13 protein-coding genes are annotated in these 19,862 nt (G+C 56.8%); 8 read left to right on the top strand and 5 right to left on the bottom strand.

Annotated features, from left to right (window positions below):
- The first annotated feature begins 9 nt into the window (after window positions 1–9).
- The 5 genes from AADW57_RS10090 (at window position 10) to guaB (ending at window position 8,116) form a co-directional block, all read left to right on the top strand.
- Complete coding sequence (locus AADW57_RS10090; RefSeq protein ID WP_341669687.1) at window positions 10–903, top strand: alpha/beta fold hydrolase; 894 nt, start codon at window positions 10–12, stop codon at window positions 901–903.
- A gap of 5 nt (window positions 904–908) precedes the next feature.
- The gene (locus tag AADW57_RS10085) at window positions 909–1,757 is read left to right on the top strand and encodes a PHP domain-containing protein (protein ID WP_341666766.1); all 849 of its coding nucleotides are present in this window, start codon (window positions 909–911) and stop codon (window positions 1,755–1,757) included.
- A 19-nt stretch (window positions 1,758–1,776) separates the two neighbouring features.
- Entirely contained in the window at window positions 1,777–2,352 is a 576-nt protein-coding gene (gene greB, locus AADW57_RS10080) for a transcription elongation factor GreB (protein WP_341666765.1), read from the top strand.
- Window positions 2,353–2,552: 200 nt separating this feature from the next.
- Window positions 2,553–6,614 (top strand): phosphoribosylformylglycinamidine synthase, encoded by a 4,062-nt coding sequence (gene purL / locus AADW57_RS10075; protein ID WP_341666764.1) that lies wholly within the window; start codon window positions 2,553–2,555, stop codon window positions 6,612–6,614.
- A gap of 41 nt (window positions 6,615–6,655) precedes the next feature.
- Complete coding sequence (guaB, locus tag AADW57_RS10070; protein ID WP_341666763.1) at window positions 6,656–8,116, top strand: IMP dehydrogenase; 1,461 nt, start codon at window positions 6,656–6,658, stop codon at window positions 8,114–8,116.
- Here the strand turns inward: guaB and AADW57_RS10065 are convergent.
- Window positions 8,101–8,361: a hypothetical protein gene (locus AADW57_RS10065; protein WP_341666762.1), complete on the bottom strand. Its 261-nt coding sequence runs from the start codon at window positions 8,359–8,361 to the stop codon at window positions 8,101–8,103. The two genes, guaB and AADW57_RS10065, sit on opposite strands and share 16 nt — an antisense overlap.
- Window positions 8,362–9,871: 1,510 nt before the next feature.
- Here AADW57_RS10065 and AADW57_RS10060 point away from each other — a divergent pair.
- On the top strand, window positions 9,872–11,224 hold the full coding sequence (locus tag AADW57_RS10060) for a hypothetical protein (protein WP_341666761.1): 1,353 nt from the start codon (window positions 9,872–9,874) through the stop codon (window positions 11,222–11,224).
- 157 nt (window positions 11,225–11,381) lie between these two features.
- Here the strand turns inward: AADW57_RS10060 and AADW57_RS10055 are convergent, their stop codons facing one another.
- Window positions 11,382–12,257 carry an alpha/beta fold hydrolase gene (locus AADW57_RS10055; RefSeq protein ID WP_341666760.1) on the bottom strand — a complete coding sequence of 292 codons (876 nt, stop codon included), beginning with the start codon at window positions 12,255–12,257 and terminating at the stop codon, window positions 11,382–11,384.
- Window positions 12,258–12,418: 161 nt separating this feature from the next.
- Here AADW57_RS10055 and guaA point away from each other — a divergent pair, with 161 nt between their 5' ends.
- Together guaA and rhuM are read left to right on the top strand one after the other, a co-directional pair.
- On the top strand, window positions 12,419–14,005 hold the full coding sequence (gene guaA, locus AADW57_RS10050) for a glutamine-hydrolyzing GMP synthase (protein WP_341666759.1): 1,587 nt from the start codon (window positions 12,419–12,421) through the stop codon (window positions 14,003–14,005).
- Between the two features lie 448 nt (window positions 14,006–14,453).
- The gene (gene rhuM / locus AADW57_RS10045; protein WP_341666758.1) at window positions 14,454–14,765 is read left to right on the top strand and encodes a RhuM family protein; all 312 of its coding nucleotides are present in this window, start codon (window positions 14,454–14,456) and stop codon (window positions 14,763–14,765) included.
- Window positions 14,766–14,868: 103 nt separating this feature from the next.
- Here rhuM and AADW57_RS10040 read toward each other — a convergent pair whose 3' ends face one another.
- The 3 genes from AADW57_RS10040 to AADW57_RS10030 are packed head-to-tail and all read right to left on the bottom strand — an operon-like array spanning window position 14,869 to window position 19,857.
- Window positions 14,869–15,996, bottom strand: a complete 1,128-nt coding sequence (locus tag AADW57_RS10040) for an ABC transporter permease (protein WP_341666757.1) — start codon at window positions 15,994–15,996, stop codon at window positions 14,869–14,871.
- A 1-nt stretch (window position 15,997) separates the two neighbouring features.
- Complete coding sequence (gene rbbA, locus AADW57_RS10035) at window positions 15,998–18,787, bottom strand: ribosome-associated ATPase/putative transporter RbbA (protein WP_341666756.1); 2,790 nt, start codon at window positions 18,785–18,787, stop codon at window positions 15,998–16,000.
- A complete protein-coding gene (locus AADW57_RS10030) occupies window positions 18,784–19,857 on the bottom strand; it encodes an HlyD family secretion protein (RefSeq protein ID WP_341666755.1) in 1,074 nt (357 codons plus the stop codon). The genes rbbA and AADW57_RS10030 overlap by 4 nt, the downstream gene beginning before the upstream one ends.
- Between the last annotated feature and the right edge of the window lie 5 nt (window positions 19,858–19,862).

Here is a 19,862-nt window from a genome sequence, read left to right as displayed (position 1 = left end):
GATTGGGTCATGTGCGCCAGCGCCTCGGGTACGCACCGCATGGCGTATTGGGAGTGGGGCGACCCGGATAACGATCAAGTAGTAATGTGTGTGCATGGTCTGACCCGTACCGGCCGGGATTTCGACCATCTGGCTCAGCCGCTTGCCGCTCGGTATCGTGTCATCGCTCCCGACGTGGTCGGGCGCGGCCGCTCCGATTGGCTGGTCGATCCGGCGGCCTATGCCATCCCCCAGTATGTAGCCGATATGTTGGTGTTGCTGGCCAGGCTTCGTCCGGCGCGCCTGGATTGGGTCGGCACGTCTATGGGCGGGCTGATCGCGCTGGGCCTGCACGGAGCCCAGGCCATGTCCGCCTTGCTGCGGCCTGCGCGGCCGGGTCCCGCACTGGATGCACCGATGGAATTGCCGCTGGGGCGTGTGGTCTTGAACGACGTGGGGCCGGCGCTGAACCTGTCCGGTCTGCAGCGCATCAGCGACTATGTCGGTCAGGCCGTCATTTTCGATACCTTCGCTCAGGCCGTCGATTATGTGCGCTCGGTATCCGCGCCCTTTGGCGACCATAGCCTGGCCGATTGGCAGGATATTTCCCGACACGTGTTTGTAGAACACGACGGCAAGTGGCAGCGTCATTACGATCTGCGCCTGTCGCAGGCGTTTGCCCGCCAGGCCGATGTCGATCTGGATGCCGCCCAGGCTTTGCTGTGGGGTGCCTACGAAAGCTTGCCCGAATCAGTGCTGATTTTACGCGGCGAACATTCCGATTTGCTGTCCGTCCAGGCCGCGCACGAAATGTTGCGCCGCAACCCGCATGCGCAATTGGTGGAGGTGGCCAATGTGGGCCATGCCCCTATGTTGCGCAGCGCCGATCAGATCGATCATATCGACCATTTTCTGGCAGGATAAAGCCCATGTCCGCTCAGGCCTTTTTGCCGGTCGATCTGCATTGTCATTCTGTGTTTTCCGATGGCGTGCTGACGCCCGCCGAATTGGCCGAACGTGCCCATGCCAATGGCGTGCGCCTGTGGGCCTTGACCGATCACGATGAAGTCAGCGGTTTGTCTCAGGCGCGTGCCCATGCCCAGGATCGAGGCATGACCTTTGTGGACGGGGTGGAAATCTCGGTCACCTGGGCCGGACATACGGTTCATGTCGTCGGGTTGGGGATCAATCCCGCGCATCCGGGCTTACGCGCATCCCTGCACGCCATGCGTGTCGGAAGGCAGGCTCGCGCCCGTGCCATCGGCGATCGTCTGGCAGACCTAGGCTTTGCTCATGCCTACGACGGTGCATTGCCCTTTGCGGCCAACCCGGAATTAGTCAGTCGTACCCATTTTGCGCGTTTTCTGGTGCAGCAAGGACATTGTGCCGATCTAGGCGAGGCTTTTCGTCGGTATCTGGGCGATGGCAAGCCCGCTTTCGTGCCTACTCGCTGGGCGAGTCTGACCCAGGCCGTGGAATGGATACGACAGGCCGGGGGCAAGGCCATTATTGCTCATCCTGGGCGTTACGACCTGGACGACACTCGATCGCACGCGCTATTTAGCCAGTTTCAGGACTTGGGGGGCGTGGGCATAGAAGTGCTCACCGGCAGTCACACTGCCCAGGAATACGCTATTTACGCCCAGGTAGCGCGTCGTTATGGGTTTCAGGTGTCTTGCGGGTCCGATTTTCATGGGCCAAGCGAAGGCAGAATCGATCTGGGCGGATTGCCGCCTTTACCCGCTGGCCTGGTGCCGGTATGGCAGGAATGGCTGTAGCCTTCAGACAGCAATCACTATGAATAAAGCATTTGTAAAAGAGCCCGATGGGGACGAGGACGACGACCTGGACACTCAGGCCAGCGCCTTGCCTGTCGGCACTAAAAACTATATGACGGTGCAGGGATATCGCCGCCTGCGTGCGGAACTAACGCACCTGATGAACACCGAACGCCCTGAAGTCGTGCAGATTGTTTCCTGGGCGGCCTCCAATGGCGATCGCTCGGAAAATGGCGATTACCTGTACGGCAAAAAACGTCTGCGCGAAATCGACCGGCGCATCCGCTTTCTGACCAAACGTCTGGAAATTGCCGAAGTCGTCGATCCCGGCTTGCAGCCTAATCGGGATCGAGTGTTTTTCGGAGCAACGGTGCTGTACTGCGACAGTCAGGGCGAAGAATTTCGCGTCACTATTGTCGGCGTGGACGAGGCCGAGCCCCTGCAAGGGCGTATCAGTTGGATCTCGCCGGTGGCGCGTGCCCTGATCAAGGCGCGCGAAGGCGACACGATCACCTTGCACACCCCAGGGGGAAAGGACGAACTCGATATTCTGGAAGTTCTGTATCCCGACCCTGCGCCGGACCAGGATGCATAAGCCGGGGCATCGAACTGTTCTCGCGCTGTTTGCTGGCCAGGTTTTGGCACGTGCCGGTGGCAAAGTGCAACATGGTCTACTTATAGCATCTAAAAAATTAACCTTTGCGCATGCCTATTTTGCTTTGCGGCTCAGTCGGTCGCTTCCGGGTAAAATGGCGTGATTCTTATTTCTCCTACTTTTTTTGTCCCTCCCGTATCGTGAGCCAAATCCTGTACTTCCCCGGTTCGTCCGTGCTTTCCGCCTTTCGCCGCGAACGTCTGCTCGATCGCATCGAACAGTTGCAGTTGCCTGTCGCCGATGTCCGCGCACTGCACGAATACTATGTCTGGACTGATGAGTCCGGCCTGGATGCGACGGCGCGCCAGCAACTGAGCGATCTGCTCGATGATGGTCTTGCCGTGCTCAGCCCCGAGCCAGGCAAAGGCGATCTGGTGTTGCGCGTCGTGCCTCGCCTGGGCACTGTTTCTCCCTGGGCCAGCAAGGCGACGGATATTGCGCATAATTGCGGCTTGGTGGCTGTGCGTCGCATCGAACGCGGCGTGCGCTACCTGATTACGCCCAAGCGCGGCTTGTTGGGTATCAAGGACCTGGATCAAGGCCAGTTGGCGCAAATCGCCGCTTTGCTGCACGATCGCATGACCGAAACCGTGGTGGGCCAAGAGTTCGATGGTCAGGCTTTGTTTGCCGAGTTGCCGGGCAAACCCATACAGTCAGTGGATCTGTTGGGCGGGGGCGTGGCAGCGCTGCGTCAGGCCAACAGCAGCATGGGGCTGGCCTTGTCGGAAGATGAGATCGAGTACCTCATGGACGCGTTTACGCGTCTGGGCCGCAATCCACACGATGTGGAGCTGATGATGTTCGCCCAGGCCAACAGCGAACATTGCCGCCACAAGATTTTTAATGCCCAGTGGGTCATCGATGGTCAGCGTCAGGACAAGACCTTGTTCGGCATGATCCGCGAAACTCATGCGGCTCAGCCGGAAAACACGGTCGTGGCTTACGCCGACAATGCCGCCATCATGGCCGGCGGTCAGGCCAGTCTGTTTCATGCGGGCATCAACGATCAGGCGAACGAACCGGTCTATCAGCGTCATTCGGCTTTAGTACACACCTTGATGAAGGTGGAAACCCATAACCACCCAACGGCGATTGCTCCGTTCCCTGGGGCCTCTACCGGGGCAGGCGGTGAAATTCGCGACGAAGGGGCGACCGGTCGAGGCTCCAAGCCCAAGGCTGGCCTGACCGGATTTACCGTGTCTAATCTGTGCTTTCCGGATAATCCCGAGCCGTGGGAAAGCGATTCCCACGGCATCCCAGAGCGCATTGCCAAGCCGCTCGACATCATGATCGACGGCCCTATAGGCGGTGCCGCTTTCAATAACGAATTCGGCCGTCCTAACCTGCTTGGTTATTTCCGTACGTTTGAGCAGACTGCATCGCAACAGCGCTGGGGTTATCACAAACCCATCATGATTGCCGGTGGTCTGGGCTATATAGACGATCGCCTGACTCACAAAGACCCGTTGCCGGTTGGAGCCTTGCTGATTCAGCTCGGTGGCCCCGGCATGCGCATCGGCATGGGTGGCGGTGCCGCCTCCAGTATGAGCGTGGGTGCCAATCGCGCCGAACTGGACTTTGACTCCGTACAGCGCGGCAACCCGGAAATGGAACGCCGTGCCCAGGAAGTCATTGACCGTTGCTGGCAGCAAGGCGGACACAATCCCATCATCGCCATTCATGACGTGGGTGCGGGTGGTTTGTCCAATGCTTTCCCCGAGCTGGTCAACGATGCCAAGCGCGGCGCTATTTTCGAGTTGACTCGGGTGCCGCTGGAGGAGTCCGGCCTGTCGCCGGCCGAGATCTGGTCCAACGAATCGCAAGAACGCTACGTATTGGCTATCCTGCCCCAGGATCTGGATCGTTTTGATCGTATCGCCAAGCGTGAACGCTGTCCTTACGCTGTGGTCGGCGTGGCGACCGAAGAGCGCCAATTGCGCGTTACCTTTGGTGAAGGCCTGCCGGGCGTGGATGCGGATCACACGCCGAAAAGCATGGACGAGCGCCCAGTGGACGTTCCTATGGATGTCATTCTGGGCAAGGCCCCCCGCATGGAACGTGACGTGCAGCGCCGCGACGGAGTGCAAGAGCCGCTCGATCTGACCGTCATCAAGCTGGACGAGGCCGTGCGGCGCGTCTTGCGCCACCCGACCGTGGCTAACAAGAATTTCCTGATCACCATCGGTGACCGAACCGTGGGTGGTATGTGCAGCCGCGACCAGATGGTTGGTCCCTGGCAAGTGCCGGTGGCCGATTGTGCCGTTACGCTGGCCGACTTTGAAGGCGTGCGCGGCGAAGCCATGTCCATGGGCGAACGCACCCCTAGCGCCATGATTGATGCGGCGGCGTCCGGTCGTATGGCCGTGGCCGAGGCGTTGACCAATCTGGTCGCCAGTGATGTACGTGACCTGAAGGACGTCAAGCTGTCTGCCAACTGGATGGCGGCTTGCGGCGTGGACGGCCAGGATGCGGCCTTGTTCGACACTGTGCAGGCAGTCAGCCAGTGGTGCCAGCAGTTGGGCTTGTCCATCCCCGTGGGCAAGGATTCCCTGTCCATGCGCACGACCTGGGAGCAGGATGGCGAGTCCCGTCAGGTCATCGCGCCCGTTTCCTTGATCGTCACGGCCTTTGCCCAGGTCGCCGACGTGCGTCGCACGTTGACGCCACAGTTGCGCACCGACCAGGGCGATACGGCCTTGATCCTGATCGATCTTGGCCAAGGCCGCCAGCGCATGGGGGCATCGGTATTGGCGCATGCCTTCAATCAGGTCGGGCAGTCCGTCCCCGACATGCAGGATGCGCAGGCCATGCTGGCTTTTGTGCGCACCGTGCGTCAGTTGGCGGATCAGGGCCACATTCTGGCCTACCACGACCGCTCGGACGGCGGCCTGGCCGCCACCGTAGCCGAAATGGCCTTTGCCGGTCATACGGGTGTGTCCGTCAATCTGGATATGCTTACGATCGATCCGCATGCCGCGGACTGGGGCGATTACAAGATCCGTCCCGAGCAGGTCTCCGTGCAGCGCGATGAAATCACCTTGCGCGCCTTGTTCAACGAAGAGGCCGGCGCAGTCATCCAGGTGCCGCTGGCGCAACGCGATGCCGTCATGCAGACGCTGCGCGACGCTGGCCTGTCCGCGCATTCGCATGTGATTGGCAGCCTGAACAATAGCGACCAGATCGAGTTCTACCGCGACGGCAATTGCATCTATCAGGCGGCGCGCGTCGAACTGGCTCAGCAGTGGAGCGAAGTCAGCCGTCGCATCATGGCGCTGCGCGATAACCCCGCCTGCGCCCAGGCGGAATTCGAGCGCTGGCAGGACACGCAGGACCCCGGCATTTCGCCACGCGTGGGTTTTAATCCACAAGAAGACATCGCCGCTCCGTTCATCGCCACCGGCAAACGCCCGCGAGTTGCCATCCTGCGCGAACAGGGTTGCAACAGCCATGTCGAAATGGCTTGGGCTTTTGATACCGCCGGTTTTGAAGCGGTGGATGTACACATGACGGATCTGCTGTCGGGGCGCGTGTCATTGGAGCGCATGCAAGGCCTGGTGGCGGTAGGCGGCTTTAGTTATGGCGATGTGCTGGGCGCAGGCGAAGGCTGGGCCAAGACCATCCGCTTCAATGCACAGTTGTCCGACCAGTTCGCTGCATTCTTTGCCCGTCAGGATACGTTCGGTCTGGGTGTCTGCAATGGTTGTCAGATGATGGCGGCCTTGGCCCCCATGATTCCAGGTGCCGAGTTCTGGCCGCGTTTCACGCGCAACCAGTCGGAAAAATACGAAGCGCGCTTCTCCAGCGTGGAAATCGCTGCTTCGCCGTCCTTGTTCTTCAAGGGCATGGAAGGCACGCGCCTGCCGGTGGCGGTCGCGCATGGCGAAGGCTTTGCCAATTTCCAGCGCCAGGGCGATGCTTCCCGTGTGCTGGGGGCCGTGCATTTTGTGGATCACCACGGCCAGCGTACCGAGCAGTATCCTCTTAATCCTAATGGCAGCCCTGGCGGGTTGACTGGCGTCACTACGGCTGATGGCCGTTTCACCATCATGATGCCGCATCCCGAGCGGGTTACACGTAACGTCATGATGTCCTGGTCGCCCAAGACCTGGGGCCAGGCCGATGCGGGTGCCGAACTGATGGAGAACGGCGGCTTTACTCCCTGGATGCGGATGTTTCGCAACGCCCGGGTCTGGATTGCTTAAATGCTTACGCGTATAATCGATTTTTGGACGGAGTAAAAAGCATGCGTCTCATCAAGAAAGCACTGACCTTCGACGATGTGTTGTTGGTCCCCGCTTACTCCGAGGTTCTACCTCGCGACACATCCCTGGTCACCCGCTTTACGCGGGACATCACCCTGAATATCCCTCTGGTGTCCGCCGCTATGGACACCGTCACCGAAGCGCGTCTGGCGATTGCCATGGCTCAGGAAGGCGGCATTGGGATCATTCACAAGAATCTGTCGGCCGATGCCCAGGCCCGTGAAGTGGCCCGTGTCAAGCGGCACGAGTTCGGCATCGTCATCGATCCGGTCACGGTCACGCCCACTATGAAGGTGCGCGACGCCATCGCCTTGCAGCGCCAGCACGGCATTTCGGGCTTGCCCGTGGTCGAAGGCCGCAAGCTGGTGGGTATCGTCACCAACCGCGACCTGCGCTTTGAAGACCGCCTGGATCTGCCCCTGCGCGATGTCATGACGCCCCAGGAACGTCTGGTCACCATGAACGAAGGGGCTACTCTTGACGAAGCCCAGGCCTTGATGCACCGCCATCGTCTGGAACGCGTCCTGATCGTCAACGAACAGTTCGAGTTGCGCGGTCTGGCTACGGTCAAGGATATCGTCAAAAATACCGAGCATCCCTTGGCCAGCAAGGACTCGCAAGGCCAACTGCGCGTCGGTGCTGCTGTGGGCGTGGGTGACGGCACAGAAGAACGCGTCGAAAAGCTGGCTGCGGCCGGTGTCGACGCTGTTGTGGTGGATACGGCTCACGGCCATTCGCGCGGCGTCATCGAGCGCGTGCGCTGGGTCAAGAAGAACTTTCCGCGCATTCAGGTCATCGGTGGCAATATTGCCACCGCCGAAGCGGCGCTGGCGTTGGTCGAGGCCGGTGCGGATTGCGTCAAGGTCGGTATCGGCCCTGGCTCCATCTGCACAACCCGCATCGTAGCCGGTGTGGGCGTGCCTCAGATCACTGCAATCGCCGATGTGGCCAAGGCGCTGGAAGGCACGGGTGTGCCGCTCATCGCTGATGGCGGTATTCGCTTCTCGGGCGATGTATCCAAGGCGCTGGCAGCCGGCGCATCCGCTTGCATGATGGGCGGCATGTTTGCCGGTACGGAAGAAGCACCCGGCGAAGTGGTTCTGTTCCAAGGCCGCTCCTACAAGTCCTATCGGGGCATGGGCAGCCTGGGCGCAATGGTGGACGGTTCGGCCGACCGCTATTTCCAGGACCCATCCAACAATGCCGACAAGCTGGTTCCAGAAGGCATCGAAGGTCGTGTTCCCTACAAGGGCAGCGTTATTGCCATTATTTATCAGCTGATAGGCGGTATCCGCGCCTCTATGGGCTATTGCGGTTGTAATTCCATTGCAGACTTGCATGCCAATGCACAGTTTGTGGAAATTACCGCTGCCGGCGTGCGCGAATCCCACGTACACGACGTACAGATCACCAAGGAAGCGCCTAACTACCGCGCCGATTGATCTTCGCAGTCTCTTGCATGCCAAAAAAACCGCCGACCTTTTGGTCGGCGGTTTTTTTGCGTTCCAGCGTTCCAGCGTTCCAGCGTTCCAGCGTTCCAGCGTTCCAGCGTTCCAGCGTTCCAGCGTTCCAGCGTTCCAGCGTTCCAGCGTTCCAGCGTTCCAGCGTTCCAGCGTTCCAGCGTTCCAGCGTTCCAGCGTTCCAGCGTTCCAGCGTTCCAGCGTTCCAGCGTTCCAGCGTTAAGCATTAAACATTAGATATTAAGTATCAAGTTTTAGGTTCTTCGAGAACTTGTGGGGATTCCTTCGTATTGCTTGGGCCGTTTCGGCCAAGCAGAGAGAACCTCGGGCTCTCGCCAGACCGGCCACAGCGGGCTGGCTGGGCTGGGTCCTTCGCCCGCGCTGTGCGCGGGTTCCCTGGTCAGGATACTGGAGCGGGCGGGGCGTGAGCTCGTAGGGTGATTCGTCTACAGGACGAGTCACAAACGTCCTGCTCGAACAGCACGCTCCTTGCCTCCCGACCCGGCATCCCGCCTTCGTCGAAGGCCCCGACTCGCCTGCCGTCCCGCTGTGGGCGGCCTGGCGAGAACGGCACCGATGTGCTTGGCCCAAATGTGGGAAGTTCGGGGTACGTCGTACAAGAGATCGGCCATACGCTCAATGGTCTGTTGGGTATGGCTATGTATAGCCAGGGTGATGTCATCGGTGTTTTGAGCCGTTCAAGGCGCAGCACGCTCGGATGGGACGAGTCGGATGGCTTGCTGCAGTCGGGGCGCGGGGACGAGGTGCGAGTATCGTTTTGTTTGACGACGGCGCTTGTTGCTTGTCCGGCGGACAAGCAAGCTACCGGAGTTAAGGACGCGCCCGGCCATGCGTCCCGACCAGGGCACCGGCGCGTGGTGCCGGCAAGCCACCAGCCCTGTCCGAGCGTGTTGCGCCTTGACCGGCATCTTAAAAAAGTCAGTCCCCCATCGACTTGCTAAGTTGGTTCCCAGAATTTTTCGAAGAACTAAATTTTAGGTATCAGATGTCAGATGATAGGTGATTAGAGTTGAATGTCTTTTTATTAATTAGTTTGGTGGGTGTTGTTTTTGTTTATTCACTCATTTATTTATTTTTTGTTTTTTTATTTTATGATTTTTCTGCTAACTGCTAACTGCTAACTGCTAACTGCTAACTGCTAACTGCTAACTGCTAACTGCTAACTGCTAACTGCTAACTGCTAACTGCTAACTGCTAACTGCTAGTTTTTAACTTCAAACTGTCATTTTTAAGCTTTTAGTTATTTTCCATTTTCTATTTATTTTTAATTAATTTTATTGTTTTATTTTTAATTTCCTCTTTTGTTAATAATTGGTTCTATGGGCGTTCAATTTTTATTTTTGATATAATTCTATGGATAGTCTAAGTAATCGACCATTCAGACAATCACATCCGCGTGTCCCAGAGTATTTTTTATAATGCGGTGGTTTTGAAGATCAACCGCGTTTTTGTAGCCTTCAACGGCTGCGCACAGTCCCAGTTTTGGCCCATTGGTCCATCGTGGATGCACCCGTCTCCTGATCCGCATCAGATGATGTCTCGCCATCCATGGATTGCCTAGAGTAAACAGCATCAATAACTTCGCCGTATTCTTGGCCAGGCCCTTGCTATCTCAGCATAAGCGGATAGCTGCACTGGTTTACCCCTGCTTGCCCGGATTTTGGCTCCGTGGCAGATTGACGCTTCATTCTGTCTGTCAATTCAGGGAGAAACATCATGACGCCAACGCCAGGAGCTATTGATACGTTCAAGACGCCAGAAGGTAAGGATGTGCCGTTTTATATCCTTAAATTCAATAAAAATGGAGTATTAGAGTCTCCGCAGACCAAACAAGAGTTAGTCCGTGTTGCCAATGAATTTACGGACATCTATTTTTTCTCGCATGGTTGGAATAATGACTGGACATGGGCGAATACCCGATACAGAGCATTTTTCAAAGAATATTCGGAAATGCGTCGTAAACAGAATCTGAGTATGCCCGATAGCTATAAGCCTTTACTGATTGGGGTGTTTTGGCCCAGTACAGCGCTTGTTTTCGGAGAAGATGAACAAGGGCCTGTGATTAAGCGGCACGCGCCGGATGACTCTGAGAATGTTATTGCCCAGACCCAGTTCCAAGAGGATTTGGAAGAAGTCGCCAGTATGTTTAACGAGCAGGATAAAGCCGAACTGTACGCCCTGGTGCAAGGAGCGAGTTTGAGCCTGGATGAGGCACAAAGACTTGCTCAACTGGCAAGCAAGTTACCGCTTGATCCCGAAGTCGAAGAAGTGGTGGGGGGACAAGCGGACAGCCAGGAAATCCTGCAGGCCTGGATCGAAGATAGTAAGGACAATAAAGAGCCGGGCCGAGGCGGCGTGCATGTGATGGGTGTAGCGCCGCAAGCCGACAAGGCGGGTACGGCGTCATGGCTGGACCCGAGGCGTATCATCCGTCTGTTGACGGTGGCGATCATGAAAGATCGGGCTGGGGTGGTCGGTTATCGAGGAGTAGGCCCGGTGCTGCAGGACTTGCTTGATCATAGTGCCGCGCGAATCCATTTGATCGGGCATTCTTATGGGGCCAAAGTCATGTTGTCCGCGCTCAGCGCCACGCGTTCCGATTCTCGCAAGGTGCATTGCGCGCTTTTGCTGCAACCGGCTATTTCGCATTTGGCGTTTGCCAGTCGCATTCCAGGCCGTAATTGGGCGGGTGGCTATCATGCGCAGCTGGCGCGTGTTGACAGGCCCATTTTCTCGACATTCAGCCGTCATGATGTTGCCTTGCACAAGGTCTTTCATTGGGCGCTCCGACGTCAGAAAGATCTGGGCGAGTATGCCATCAAGGCTTTGCAAGCGCCCGACCCTGTACCCAGTGTGTATGCAGCTTTGGGTGGTTATGGGCCGCGTGCATCGGGTGAGCGTCTGATGCCGCTTCAGTCGCCGGGCAGTCCTTATAGCCTGGATGCCGACACCCGGATCTATGGTTTGGACGGCACAGCGGATCAAAAAATAGCCGGACATGGTGATGTTGTATCCCCACATACGGCTTGGGCCTTGTATACCTTGATTCAGTATCCGGGTTCGGCTTGATCGTTACCTTGATTGGAAGGAAGGCGAACAACGCTGACAACAGGCGCACGAGCATGTTGTTGGCGTTGCACATAGCAACTTTCGCAGAGGCTTACGTGTTAGCGGTTTGAGCGGTGTAGAAACCGCTGGGTCAGTGCATTGCTTTATTGTCTGTTGCTTAATCTGCCAGTTCCAGTAATAGACGAGCCAGTAAGTCCGGGTGAGTAATCATGGCGCTGTGCCCGCTTTCCAGTTCGCGAAAATCCCAGTCTTTTTGTTGCCGCGCCCATTCGCGTGAGGTATCCACGGCTTTGAAGGGGGGGTGTGTGCAGGAAATATACGCGCAGGGGCGCGCATTGCCGATGCTTGGATTCTGTAACCGCAACGTGGAGTGATACACGCTAAGCGGTTGCGGTGTCAGACGGTGGCCCACAAAGTGCAGGTCTTCGCTGGCGTGTAGCCCTAGGGCATTGAGCGGGGGAGGGGGGACAGCCGGCACGATATTTTTGTGGGCCGCTGCTGTCATGTTCTCGACGACTTTTTGGGGTAGGGTATCAAAGGTGCTGGTGCCGCTAGGCAGAATGAAGGCATCCAGAAAAATCAGCTGGCGCAGACAGCGGGGCAACACATCGGCCACGCCGCTGATGACCAGACCGCCGAAACTGTGGCCGACCAGAGTCACATTGCGCAGTTCTTCCCAGCGCAGCAGATTGGCCACATCGTCTACAAAGGTATCCAGGGAAATGGAGGGAGTGAGTAGGTGGCTGCGTTCGCCCAGTCCGGTCAGGGTGGGAGTGTAGACCTTATGGCCTTGGGCCTGTAGCCGTGCAGCCAGTCTGGACCAACACCATCCGCCATGCCAGGCTCCGTGCACCAGCACGAAAGTATGGCTGGTCGGGGTTTCGTCGGTCTGGGTATCGCAGTCGTAGGAATACGCATGCTGCAAAGCGTGTCGTCGCGTGGAGGGTGTGATTGTGCTACTGCTTTGCTGGGTGGGTGTGGTTTCATTTTGATCGGCAGGACTGATCGTGTGCGTAGTGCGGGGTGCTGGCATACGGAAACTCCCAATAAGGCTGTATGTACTGTATCCGCCTTGCCGCACGAATGCCAGTCAGGCGGGACAATTTAGTCGCTGTGCTTTCTTGATCCTCCCTAAGCGGGGCGACACAGCGTAAAATAGACCCTTTACCGCTTTCTTATTGGCTCGATATTTTCATGCACCAGCGAATCCTGATTCTCGATTACGGCTCCCAAGTCACCCAGCTTATTGCGCGTCGTGTGCGCGAAGCCGGCGTGTATTGCGAAATTCATCCCGGCGATGTGTCGGACGAGTTCATCGCCAGTCAAGAAGGGCTCAAGGGCATTATTCTGTCGGGCAGCCATGCGTCGGCCTATGCCGAAGAATCCCTTAAAGTGCCGGCTTACGTGTTCAATGCCGGCGTGCCGGTGCTGGGTGTCTGCTACGGCATGCAGGCCATGGCGATGCAGTTGGGCGGTACGGTTTCATTTTCCGACCAGCGCGAATTCGGCTATGCCGAAGTGCGTGCCCACGGCCATACCCGATTGCTGGACGGTATCCAGGACTTTTCCACCGAGCAAGGCCACGGCATGCTCAAGGTCTGGATGAGCCACGGCGACAAGGTCACAGACCTGCCTGCCGGTTTCAAGCTTATGGCCTCCACACCTAGTTGCCCGATTGCCGGCATGGCCGACGAAGAGCGTGGCTTTTATGGCGTGCAGTTTCACCCTGAAGTTACCCATACGGTTCAAGGCCAGGCCTTGTTTCAGCGTTTCGTGCGCGATATCTGCGGCTGCGAAGGTGACTGGAACATGCCCGACTACGTCGAAGAAGCGGTCGCCCGCATCCGCGAACAAGTCGGATCGGACGAGGTCATTCTGGGCTTGTCGGGTGGCGTGGACTCGTCTGTTGCGGCTGCCCTTATTCATCGCGCCGTCGGCGATCAACTGACTTGCGTATTTGTGGACCACGGCCTGTTGCGTCTTAACGAAGCCCAGCAGGTCATGAAGACGTTCGCCGACAATCTAGGTGTTAAAGTCATCCATGTCGATGCGACCGATCGATTCATGGGCCATTTGGTAGGGGTGACCGATCCCGAAGCCAAGCGCAAGATCATCGGCCGGGAGTTCGTGGAAATCTTCCAGGAAGAAGCCGGCAAGCTCACTGCGGCGCGTTGGCTGGCGCAAGGCACGATCTACCCCGACGTCATCGAGTCGGCCGCTTCCAAGACCGGCAAGGCTGTGGCCATCAAGTCGCACCATAATGTAGGCGGTCTGCCTGAAACCCTGAACCTGAAGCTGCTCGAGCCGCTGCGTGAACTGTTCAAGGACGAAGTACGCAAACTGGGCGTAGCCTTGGGCTTGCCGCACGGCATGGTTTACCGCCATCCCTTCCCGGGTCCTGGCTTGGGCGTGCGCATTCTGGGCGAAGTCAAACGCGAATATGCAGACCTGCTGCGCCGCGCCGATGCCATTTTCATCGACGAACTGAACGCCACCATAGATCCCGAAACCGGCAAGAGCTGGTACGAACTGACCTCGCAGGCTTTCACCGTCTTTCTGCCCGTCAAGTCCGTGGGCGTCATGGGAGATGGTCGCACCTACGACTACGTCGTGGCCCTGCGCGCCGTACAGACCTCCGACTTCATGACCGCCGACTGGGCCGAACTGCCGTACTCCTTGCTCAAACGCGTCTCCGGTCGCATCATCAACGAAGTACGCGGCATCAACCGCGTCACCTACGACGTCTCCAGCAAACCACCGGCGACGATTGAGTGGGAGTGAGGGTGATTTTTTAAGTCATTGATTTGGCTTGGTAAGGCTTAGTGCCATTGATGGTGTGAAAGACATTATCAATGGCATTTTTCATGGGATTTCGGAAGCATGCTAAAGCAATGTTTTAGATACCATGAAGTAATTTTTGCCGGCCACATGGTACTGAGCCAAGGCTGCGTTTTACTGCTTGTATCCAGGGTTTTTTATTGCGGAGCCCTTATTGCAGGAGAGCGGGTTGTGTAGTGTGGCTGTGGCCAGATCATATTCGTGATCATTCCCAACAGGGTAAGGGTTGTCTATGAATGAAATTGTTATATTCGGAGGTGGTGACCAATCCGTAGAAGTCTGACTGGAGGGGGAGACTCTGTGGCTTAACCTGCAGCAAATTGCAGACCTGTTTGGAAGCGATAAGTCCTTGATTTAGCGTCACTTTTGTAATATTTTCACTACGGGAAAATTGGAGCGAGAAGCAGTTGTTGCTAAAAATGCAACAACTGCCGCCGACGGCAAGACTTATCAGGTCGAGTATTACAACCTCGATGCCATTATCTCTGTTGGTTATCGCGTCAACTCCAGCCGTGCCACACGATTTCGCCAATGGGCAACTCGCGTGCTGAGTGAACATTTGACGCAGGGCTACAGCCTAAACGAACATCGCTTGGCACAGCAGGGACTGACAGCATTGACCTTGTTGATCGCTGAAAGTGATCCAAAGTCCAAGGAGTTGATGGTGCGCTTGACGATGAACTTGATTGCAGAATCCTCTTAGGTGCTAGTCATGACTTCTCCTGTTGAGCCTCATTTTGAGGCATAGAAGCATCTAGTTAACCCGGTTCGATTCACTCCGATATTTTTTCGTGTTACCTGTGTTCTTAGCCCATCTCGGCTAACATACGCCGAAAGCGGCGTAATGAAAGCGTGAATAGGATGCAGCCGATGATAAAGAGGGCCAGAAATTGAACCCAGACAATGTCAAGACCGGCTGCGCGGTAGAGGACGCCTTCGCCTAACTGAACCAGGTGTGTGGTGGGAGCGGCCAGCATCAGGTGTTGTACCAACACAGGCATACTTTCTCGGGGGGTAGCACCACCGGATAAAAGTATGAGTGGTAGCAACACCAACATGAGCAGTAGGCCGAATTGCGGCATGCTGCGGGCCACGGTCGCTAAGTAAATACCCAATGCAGTATTAGCGAACAGGCTCAGCCCCGCGCCTGCCAAGAATAGACCCACAGAACCTTCAATAGGCACTTGCAACAAGCCGCGTACGACGAATTGTAGTGATAGCGCGGCGGCAAGCAGTACTACCGCCGCCATTGCCCATACTTTGGCCAACATGATCTGTGTGGGGGTGACTGGCATAACCAGTAAGTGCTCGACCGTACCGTGCTCACGTTCCCGGATCAGGGCAGCACCGGTCAGGATGATGGAGAGCATGGTGATGTTGTCGATGATTTGCAGCAGGCTACTGAACCAGGTCTTGTCCAGGGCGGGGTTAAAACGGGCACGCAGAACCAGCTCGACCGGTAAGCTGGCTGTATCGCGATGGCGTAGGACGAAGGTGTCGACTTCTTCGCTAATGATCTGCTCGACATAGGCGCTGCCACTGAATGCCTGGTCCATACGCGTGGCATCGACATTGAGTTGTACCTCGGCAAGATGTCCTGCTAGCACGTCGCGTTGCAGGTTGGACGGTATATGTAAAACAAAGGTATAGCGACCGGTGTCCAGGCCCGCATCCATCTGCGCTACCGTGATGTGTTCGGGTAGGGTGAACTGGGGGGGGTAGAAGGCGTCCGCAATTTGCTGTGACAGCGGCGAGTCGTCTTCATCAACGATGGCGATGGGGGCATTGTTGAGTGTGTCAGGAATAGCGGAGGCGGCACTGTAGACCATTATCGTGAAACTGAAGAAAATCAGTAGTAGCATGACAGGGTCACGCCGCAGGCTCCAAAGCTCCTTAATACCGAGTTGCCAGATGTTGGACAGTGCTTTTTTCATATCACCGTTCCTGTTTGTTTAAGATGGCTATTGCCAGCACCATAATCAAGGCTGCAGCCAGCACCAGCGCAAAAAAGGAAGGCTGTAAGTCGGCCAGCCCGAGTGCTTTGGCGAATACGCCTCGGCTGATCAGGAACATGTGGGTGGCCGGGTAGGCTTGGCCGATCCATTGGCCCAAACCTTCCAGTGATGAGACCGGCGTGGTCAGGCCAGCGAACTGAGTGGCAGGAACTAATGTGCCGATCAGCGCAGCAAACATGGCTGCTATCTGGCTGCGGGTTATGGCTGACGCCACCAGACCCATGCCAGTCGATATCACCAGAAAAATCAAGGTGGCCAGTGTCAGCGCGGCAAGGCTGCCTTTTATCGGTACCTCCAGCACGGCGACGGCTAGGGCGCTCATGAGTAGAAAGTTGAGCATGCCTAGCAAGATATAGGGTAGTTGCTTGCCGAGTAGAAATTCCGTGCGGGTGACCGGCGTGACATAGAAATTGATGATGGCCCCTAGTTCTTTTTCGCGCACAACGGCTAGTGCGGTTAGCATGGCAGGCAGCATCAGTAGGAGTAGAGGTACAACGGCTGGGACGATGGCAGGTAAACTTTTAATGTCCGGGTTGTAGCGGAACCGAGTCTGTACCTCGACGGGTGTACGGTAACTGGTGCTGTTGGATTGTTGAGCTTGCTGGGCCAGCCAATGCAGGTGCATGCCCTGTACGTAGCCTTGTATGGTTTCCGCGCGGCTGGGCATGGCACCGTTGATCCAGGCACCGATCTGGGCGTTGCGGCCTAAGGTCGCGTCCCGAGCAAAGCCGGGTGGGATCTCGATGACCAGACTTAGTTCGCCGCTTTGCATGCGGCGGTCCAGATCAGCGTAGCTATGGACAGGCGGATGCTCAAGAAAGTATGCGGAGCCAGACAGGGACAAGGCGTAGTCATGGCTTAGTACTGTTTGGTCGCGGTCCAGCACGGCATAGCTCAGGTCGTTGACGTCGGTGCTGATGCCGTAGCCGATGACAAACATCAGAATCAGTGAACCTAGGAGTGCCAAGGTGGCACGCACCGGATCGCGCCGCAGCTCCAGTGACTCACGCCAGGCGTAGCCGAGTAGACGTTGCATGCTGAAGCCAGGAATACGTGAGTTTTCTGCGCTGAAGTCTTGGGTGTCTGCTGCTTGACGATTGGCGTGCTCGGCTGTGGGCGTAATGACATCGGTCGTGCTAGTGCTTGTCGTTTCGCCTAGTGCGGCTTTTGATGTCGATTGACCCGCTTCTGCCTCGATGAGATAGCCGATAAATGCGGCTTCCAGATTTTCTGCTGCTCTTTTCTCTACCAGTCTTGCTGGTGTATCGCTGTCCAGGACCTTGCCTGCATGCATCATCGACATGCGGTCACAGCGTTCAGCTTCATTCATGAAATGGGTTGAAATAAAGATCGTTACCTGGTCACGACGAGACAAGGTCACCAGTAGTCGCCAGAAATTGTCGCGGGCGACGGGATCAACTCCGGAGGTGGGTTCGTCCAGAATCAGTAGCTCTGGTTGATGCACCATGGCGACGGCAAGGGACAGACGTTGACGCATGCCCATAGGGATATCGGGCGGTAGGCTGTCTAAAACGTCTTGCAGTTCGAAGCGTTCGGCCATGTCAATAACTCGGGCATTGACCTGACTGGTGGGGACATGGAACAGTTTGGCGTGCAGTGTCAGATTCTGTCGTACGCTCAGCTCGTTGTAGAGTGAGAACGATTGCGACATGTACCCGACGCGGCGGCGAGTGTCGAGATCATATGGGTCAATTTCCTTGCCGAATAGCCACGCTTTACCTTCGCTGGCAGCCAGTAAGCCCGTTAGCATCTTCATGGTGGTGGATTTACCGCAGCCATTGGAACCTAGAAAACCGAATATCTCCCCACGCCGGATGCGGAAGCTGACATGATCGACAGCGGTGAAGTTGCCAAAGCGCATCGTCAAGCCTTGCGCTTCAATGGCAATGTCATTGGCATCAGTTTGCAGTGGTGTAATGATGACGGCTTCGTGGCCGTGTTTCTTGCTGTCGGGTAATAGCTGAATGAAGGCGGATTCCAGCGACTGGCAGCCTGTGTCTGCCAATAGCTTGGATGGCGTGCCGGTGGCCAATATCTGACCCTCATCCATGACAGCCAGCCAGTCGAAGCCTTGCGCCTCGTCCATATAGGCTGTGGCAACAATAACACTCATACGGGGGCGTTCCAGGCGAATGCGGGCGATTAAGGTCCAGAACTGTGCACGTGCCAGCGGGTCGACGCCCGTTGTGGGTTCGTCGAGGATGAGTAGGTCCGGGTCGTGGATCAGGGCGCAGCATAGGCCCAGCTTTTGCTTCATGCCGCCAGAGAGTTTGCCTGCTGGTCGGGACAGAAAGGGGTAGAGGCCGGTGCTGCGGGTCAGGTCGTCGATGCGTCTGCGTCGTTCGGCGGTCTGGTGGCCGAATAGTCTGGCGATAAATTGCAGATTTTCTTCGACCGATAGGGTGGGATACAGATTTTTCCCTAGACCTTGCGGCATATAGGCGATACGAGGGCAGGTTTGCTCGCGATGGGCCTTGTCAGCCATATCGCCGCTTAGCACCTGAACGGTACCGTGTTGGATACGGCGTGCGCCTGAAATTAATGACAACAGGCTGGATTTTCCTACGCCATCCGGGCCAATCAGGCCAATCATGCATGCTGCAGGAAAGTCTTGGGTGATGCCTGTTAGCGCGGGAGTCTTGCCGTAATGCAGCCTTACATCACGAAGGTGCACAACAGGCGCTGTCATGGCTGTTCCTGCTGACGTAGCGATTCAGGCCATGTTGCCTGTGGATCGGTTTTAACCCAGGCCACACCGGGCAAGCCGGATTTGATCCGATGCGTATTTTCTCGTAGCCAGTCGGGTTGGATTTGTGCCTTGACGCGGAACATCAGCTTTTGGCGCTCGTTGCGCGTTTCCACATGTTTGGGGGTGAACTGCGCGTGCTCGGCAACAAAACTGATGCGGGCAGGGATGGGTTCGTCTGGAGCAGCGTCAAGCATGATGCGTACTTCGCTGCCTAGTTCGATTGTTCCGCTTGCCTCCGTGGGCAGGAAAAAGCTCATGTAGGTTTCGGATAGATCAATGAGATTGAGTACTTTGTCACCATCGGCCAGTACTTCTCCCGCTTGTGCCAGACGATATTGCACCCGACCATCGCGGGGGGCCTTGAGTTCACTATCAGAGAGATCGGCTTGAATGCGTTCAATATTGGCTTGTGTAGCCGCCATGGCGGATTCTGCTCCGATGACGTCGGCTTGGGCTGCTTCGATGGCGGCCCTTGCCGCAGTAGCGTGCGCCTGTGCAGCATGAAGGGCTGATTGGGCATTGAGGGCGTTGGCACGGTCATCATCTCGTTCTTGGTGGGAGGAGGCTCCCTCTTGAGCGAGTCGTTCGGAGCGTTGCAGTCGGCGTTGTGCGGCATTTAATTCGCTACGGCGCTGCGCTACAGTGGCTTGGGCGGCGGCTTGCTCGCTGTGACGCATAACGACGTGTGACTTGGCCGAGTCAACAGCATGTCGTGTTTGTCGCCACTGAGCCTGCGCCTCGCGCAGTTGTGCTTGCAAGGCGTCGATTTGCATGTGGGCCAGAATTTGTCCGGCCTGGACGCTGTCGCCTTCATCAACCAGTATTTGCTCGATACGCCCACCAAATTTGGTGGCGATATCCATATCGGTGGCTTGAATGCGGCCATTGCTGGCAATCAGTCCCTTAGGAGGACTGGGGGGAGCCAAGCTGGTCCAGACTAGCCAGGCACCCAGGGCGATCGTTGTGATTATTGCACTGGTGATCAGTGATTTTTTGAGCGAGGAGGTCATGGGGC

Source organism: Alcaligenes sp. SDU_A2, assembly GCF_038237375.1.
Lineage (GTDB): Bacteria > Pseudomonadota > Gammaproteobacteria > Burkholderiales > Burkholderiaceae_B > Alcaligenes.
Note: the sequence above shows the minus strand (reverse complement) of the source record. Positions and strands in the feature narration are given on the sequence as shown.

Coding starts and splice junctions, on each gene's coding strand:
- AADW57_RS10090 (WP_341669687.1), top strand. CDS start 10: ATGTGCGCCAGCGCCTCGGGTACGCACCGCATGGCGTATTGGGAGTGG.
- AADW57_RS10085 (WP_341666766.1), top strand. CDS start 909: ATGTCCGCTCAGGCCTTTTTGCCGGTCGATCTGCATTGTCATTCTGTG.
- greB (WP_341666765.1), top strand. CDS start 1,777: ATGAATAAAGCATTTGTAAAAGAGCCCGATGGGGACGAGGACGACGAC.
- guaB (WP_341666763.1), top strand. CDS start 6,656: ATGCGTCTCATCAAGAAAGCACTGACCTTCGACGATGTGTTGTTGGTC.
- AADW57_RS10065 (WP_341666762.1), bottom strand. CDS start 8,361: ATGCTTAACGCTGGAACGCTGGAACGCTGGAACGCTGGAACGCTGGAA.
- AADW57_RS10060 (WP_341666761.1), top strand. CDS start 9,872: ATGACGCCAACGCCAGGAGCTATTGATACGTTCAAGACGCCAGAAGGT.
- AADW57_RS10055 (WP_341666760.1), bottom strand. CDS start 12,257: ATGCCAGCACCCCGCACTACGCACACGATCAGTCCTGCCGATCAAAAT.
- guaA (WP_341666759.1), top strand. CDS start 12,419: ATGCACCAGCGAATCCTGATTCTCGATTACGGCTCCCAAGTCACCCAG.
- AADW57_RS10040 (WP_341666757.1), bottom strand. CDS start 15,996: ATGAAAAAAGCACTGTCCAACATCTGGCAACTCGGTATTAAGGAGCTT.
- rbbA (WP_341666756.1), bottom strand. CDS start 18,787: ATGACAGCGCCTGTTGTGCACCTTCGTGATGTAAGGCTGCATTACGGC.
- AADW57_RS10030 (WP_341666755.1), bottom strand. CDS start 19,857: ATGACCTCCTCGCTCAAAAAATCACTGATCACCAGTGCAATAATCACA.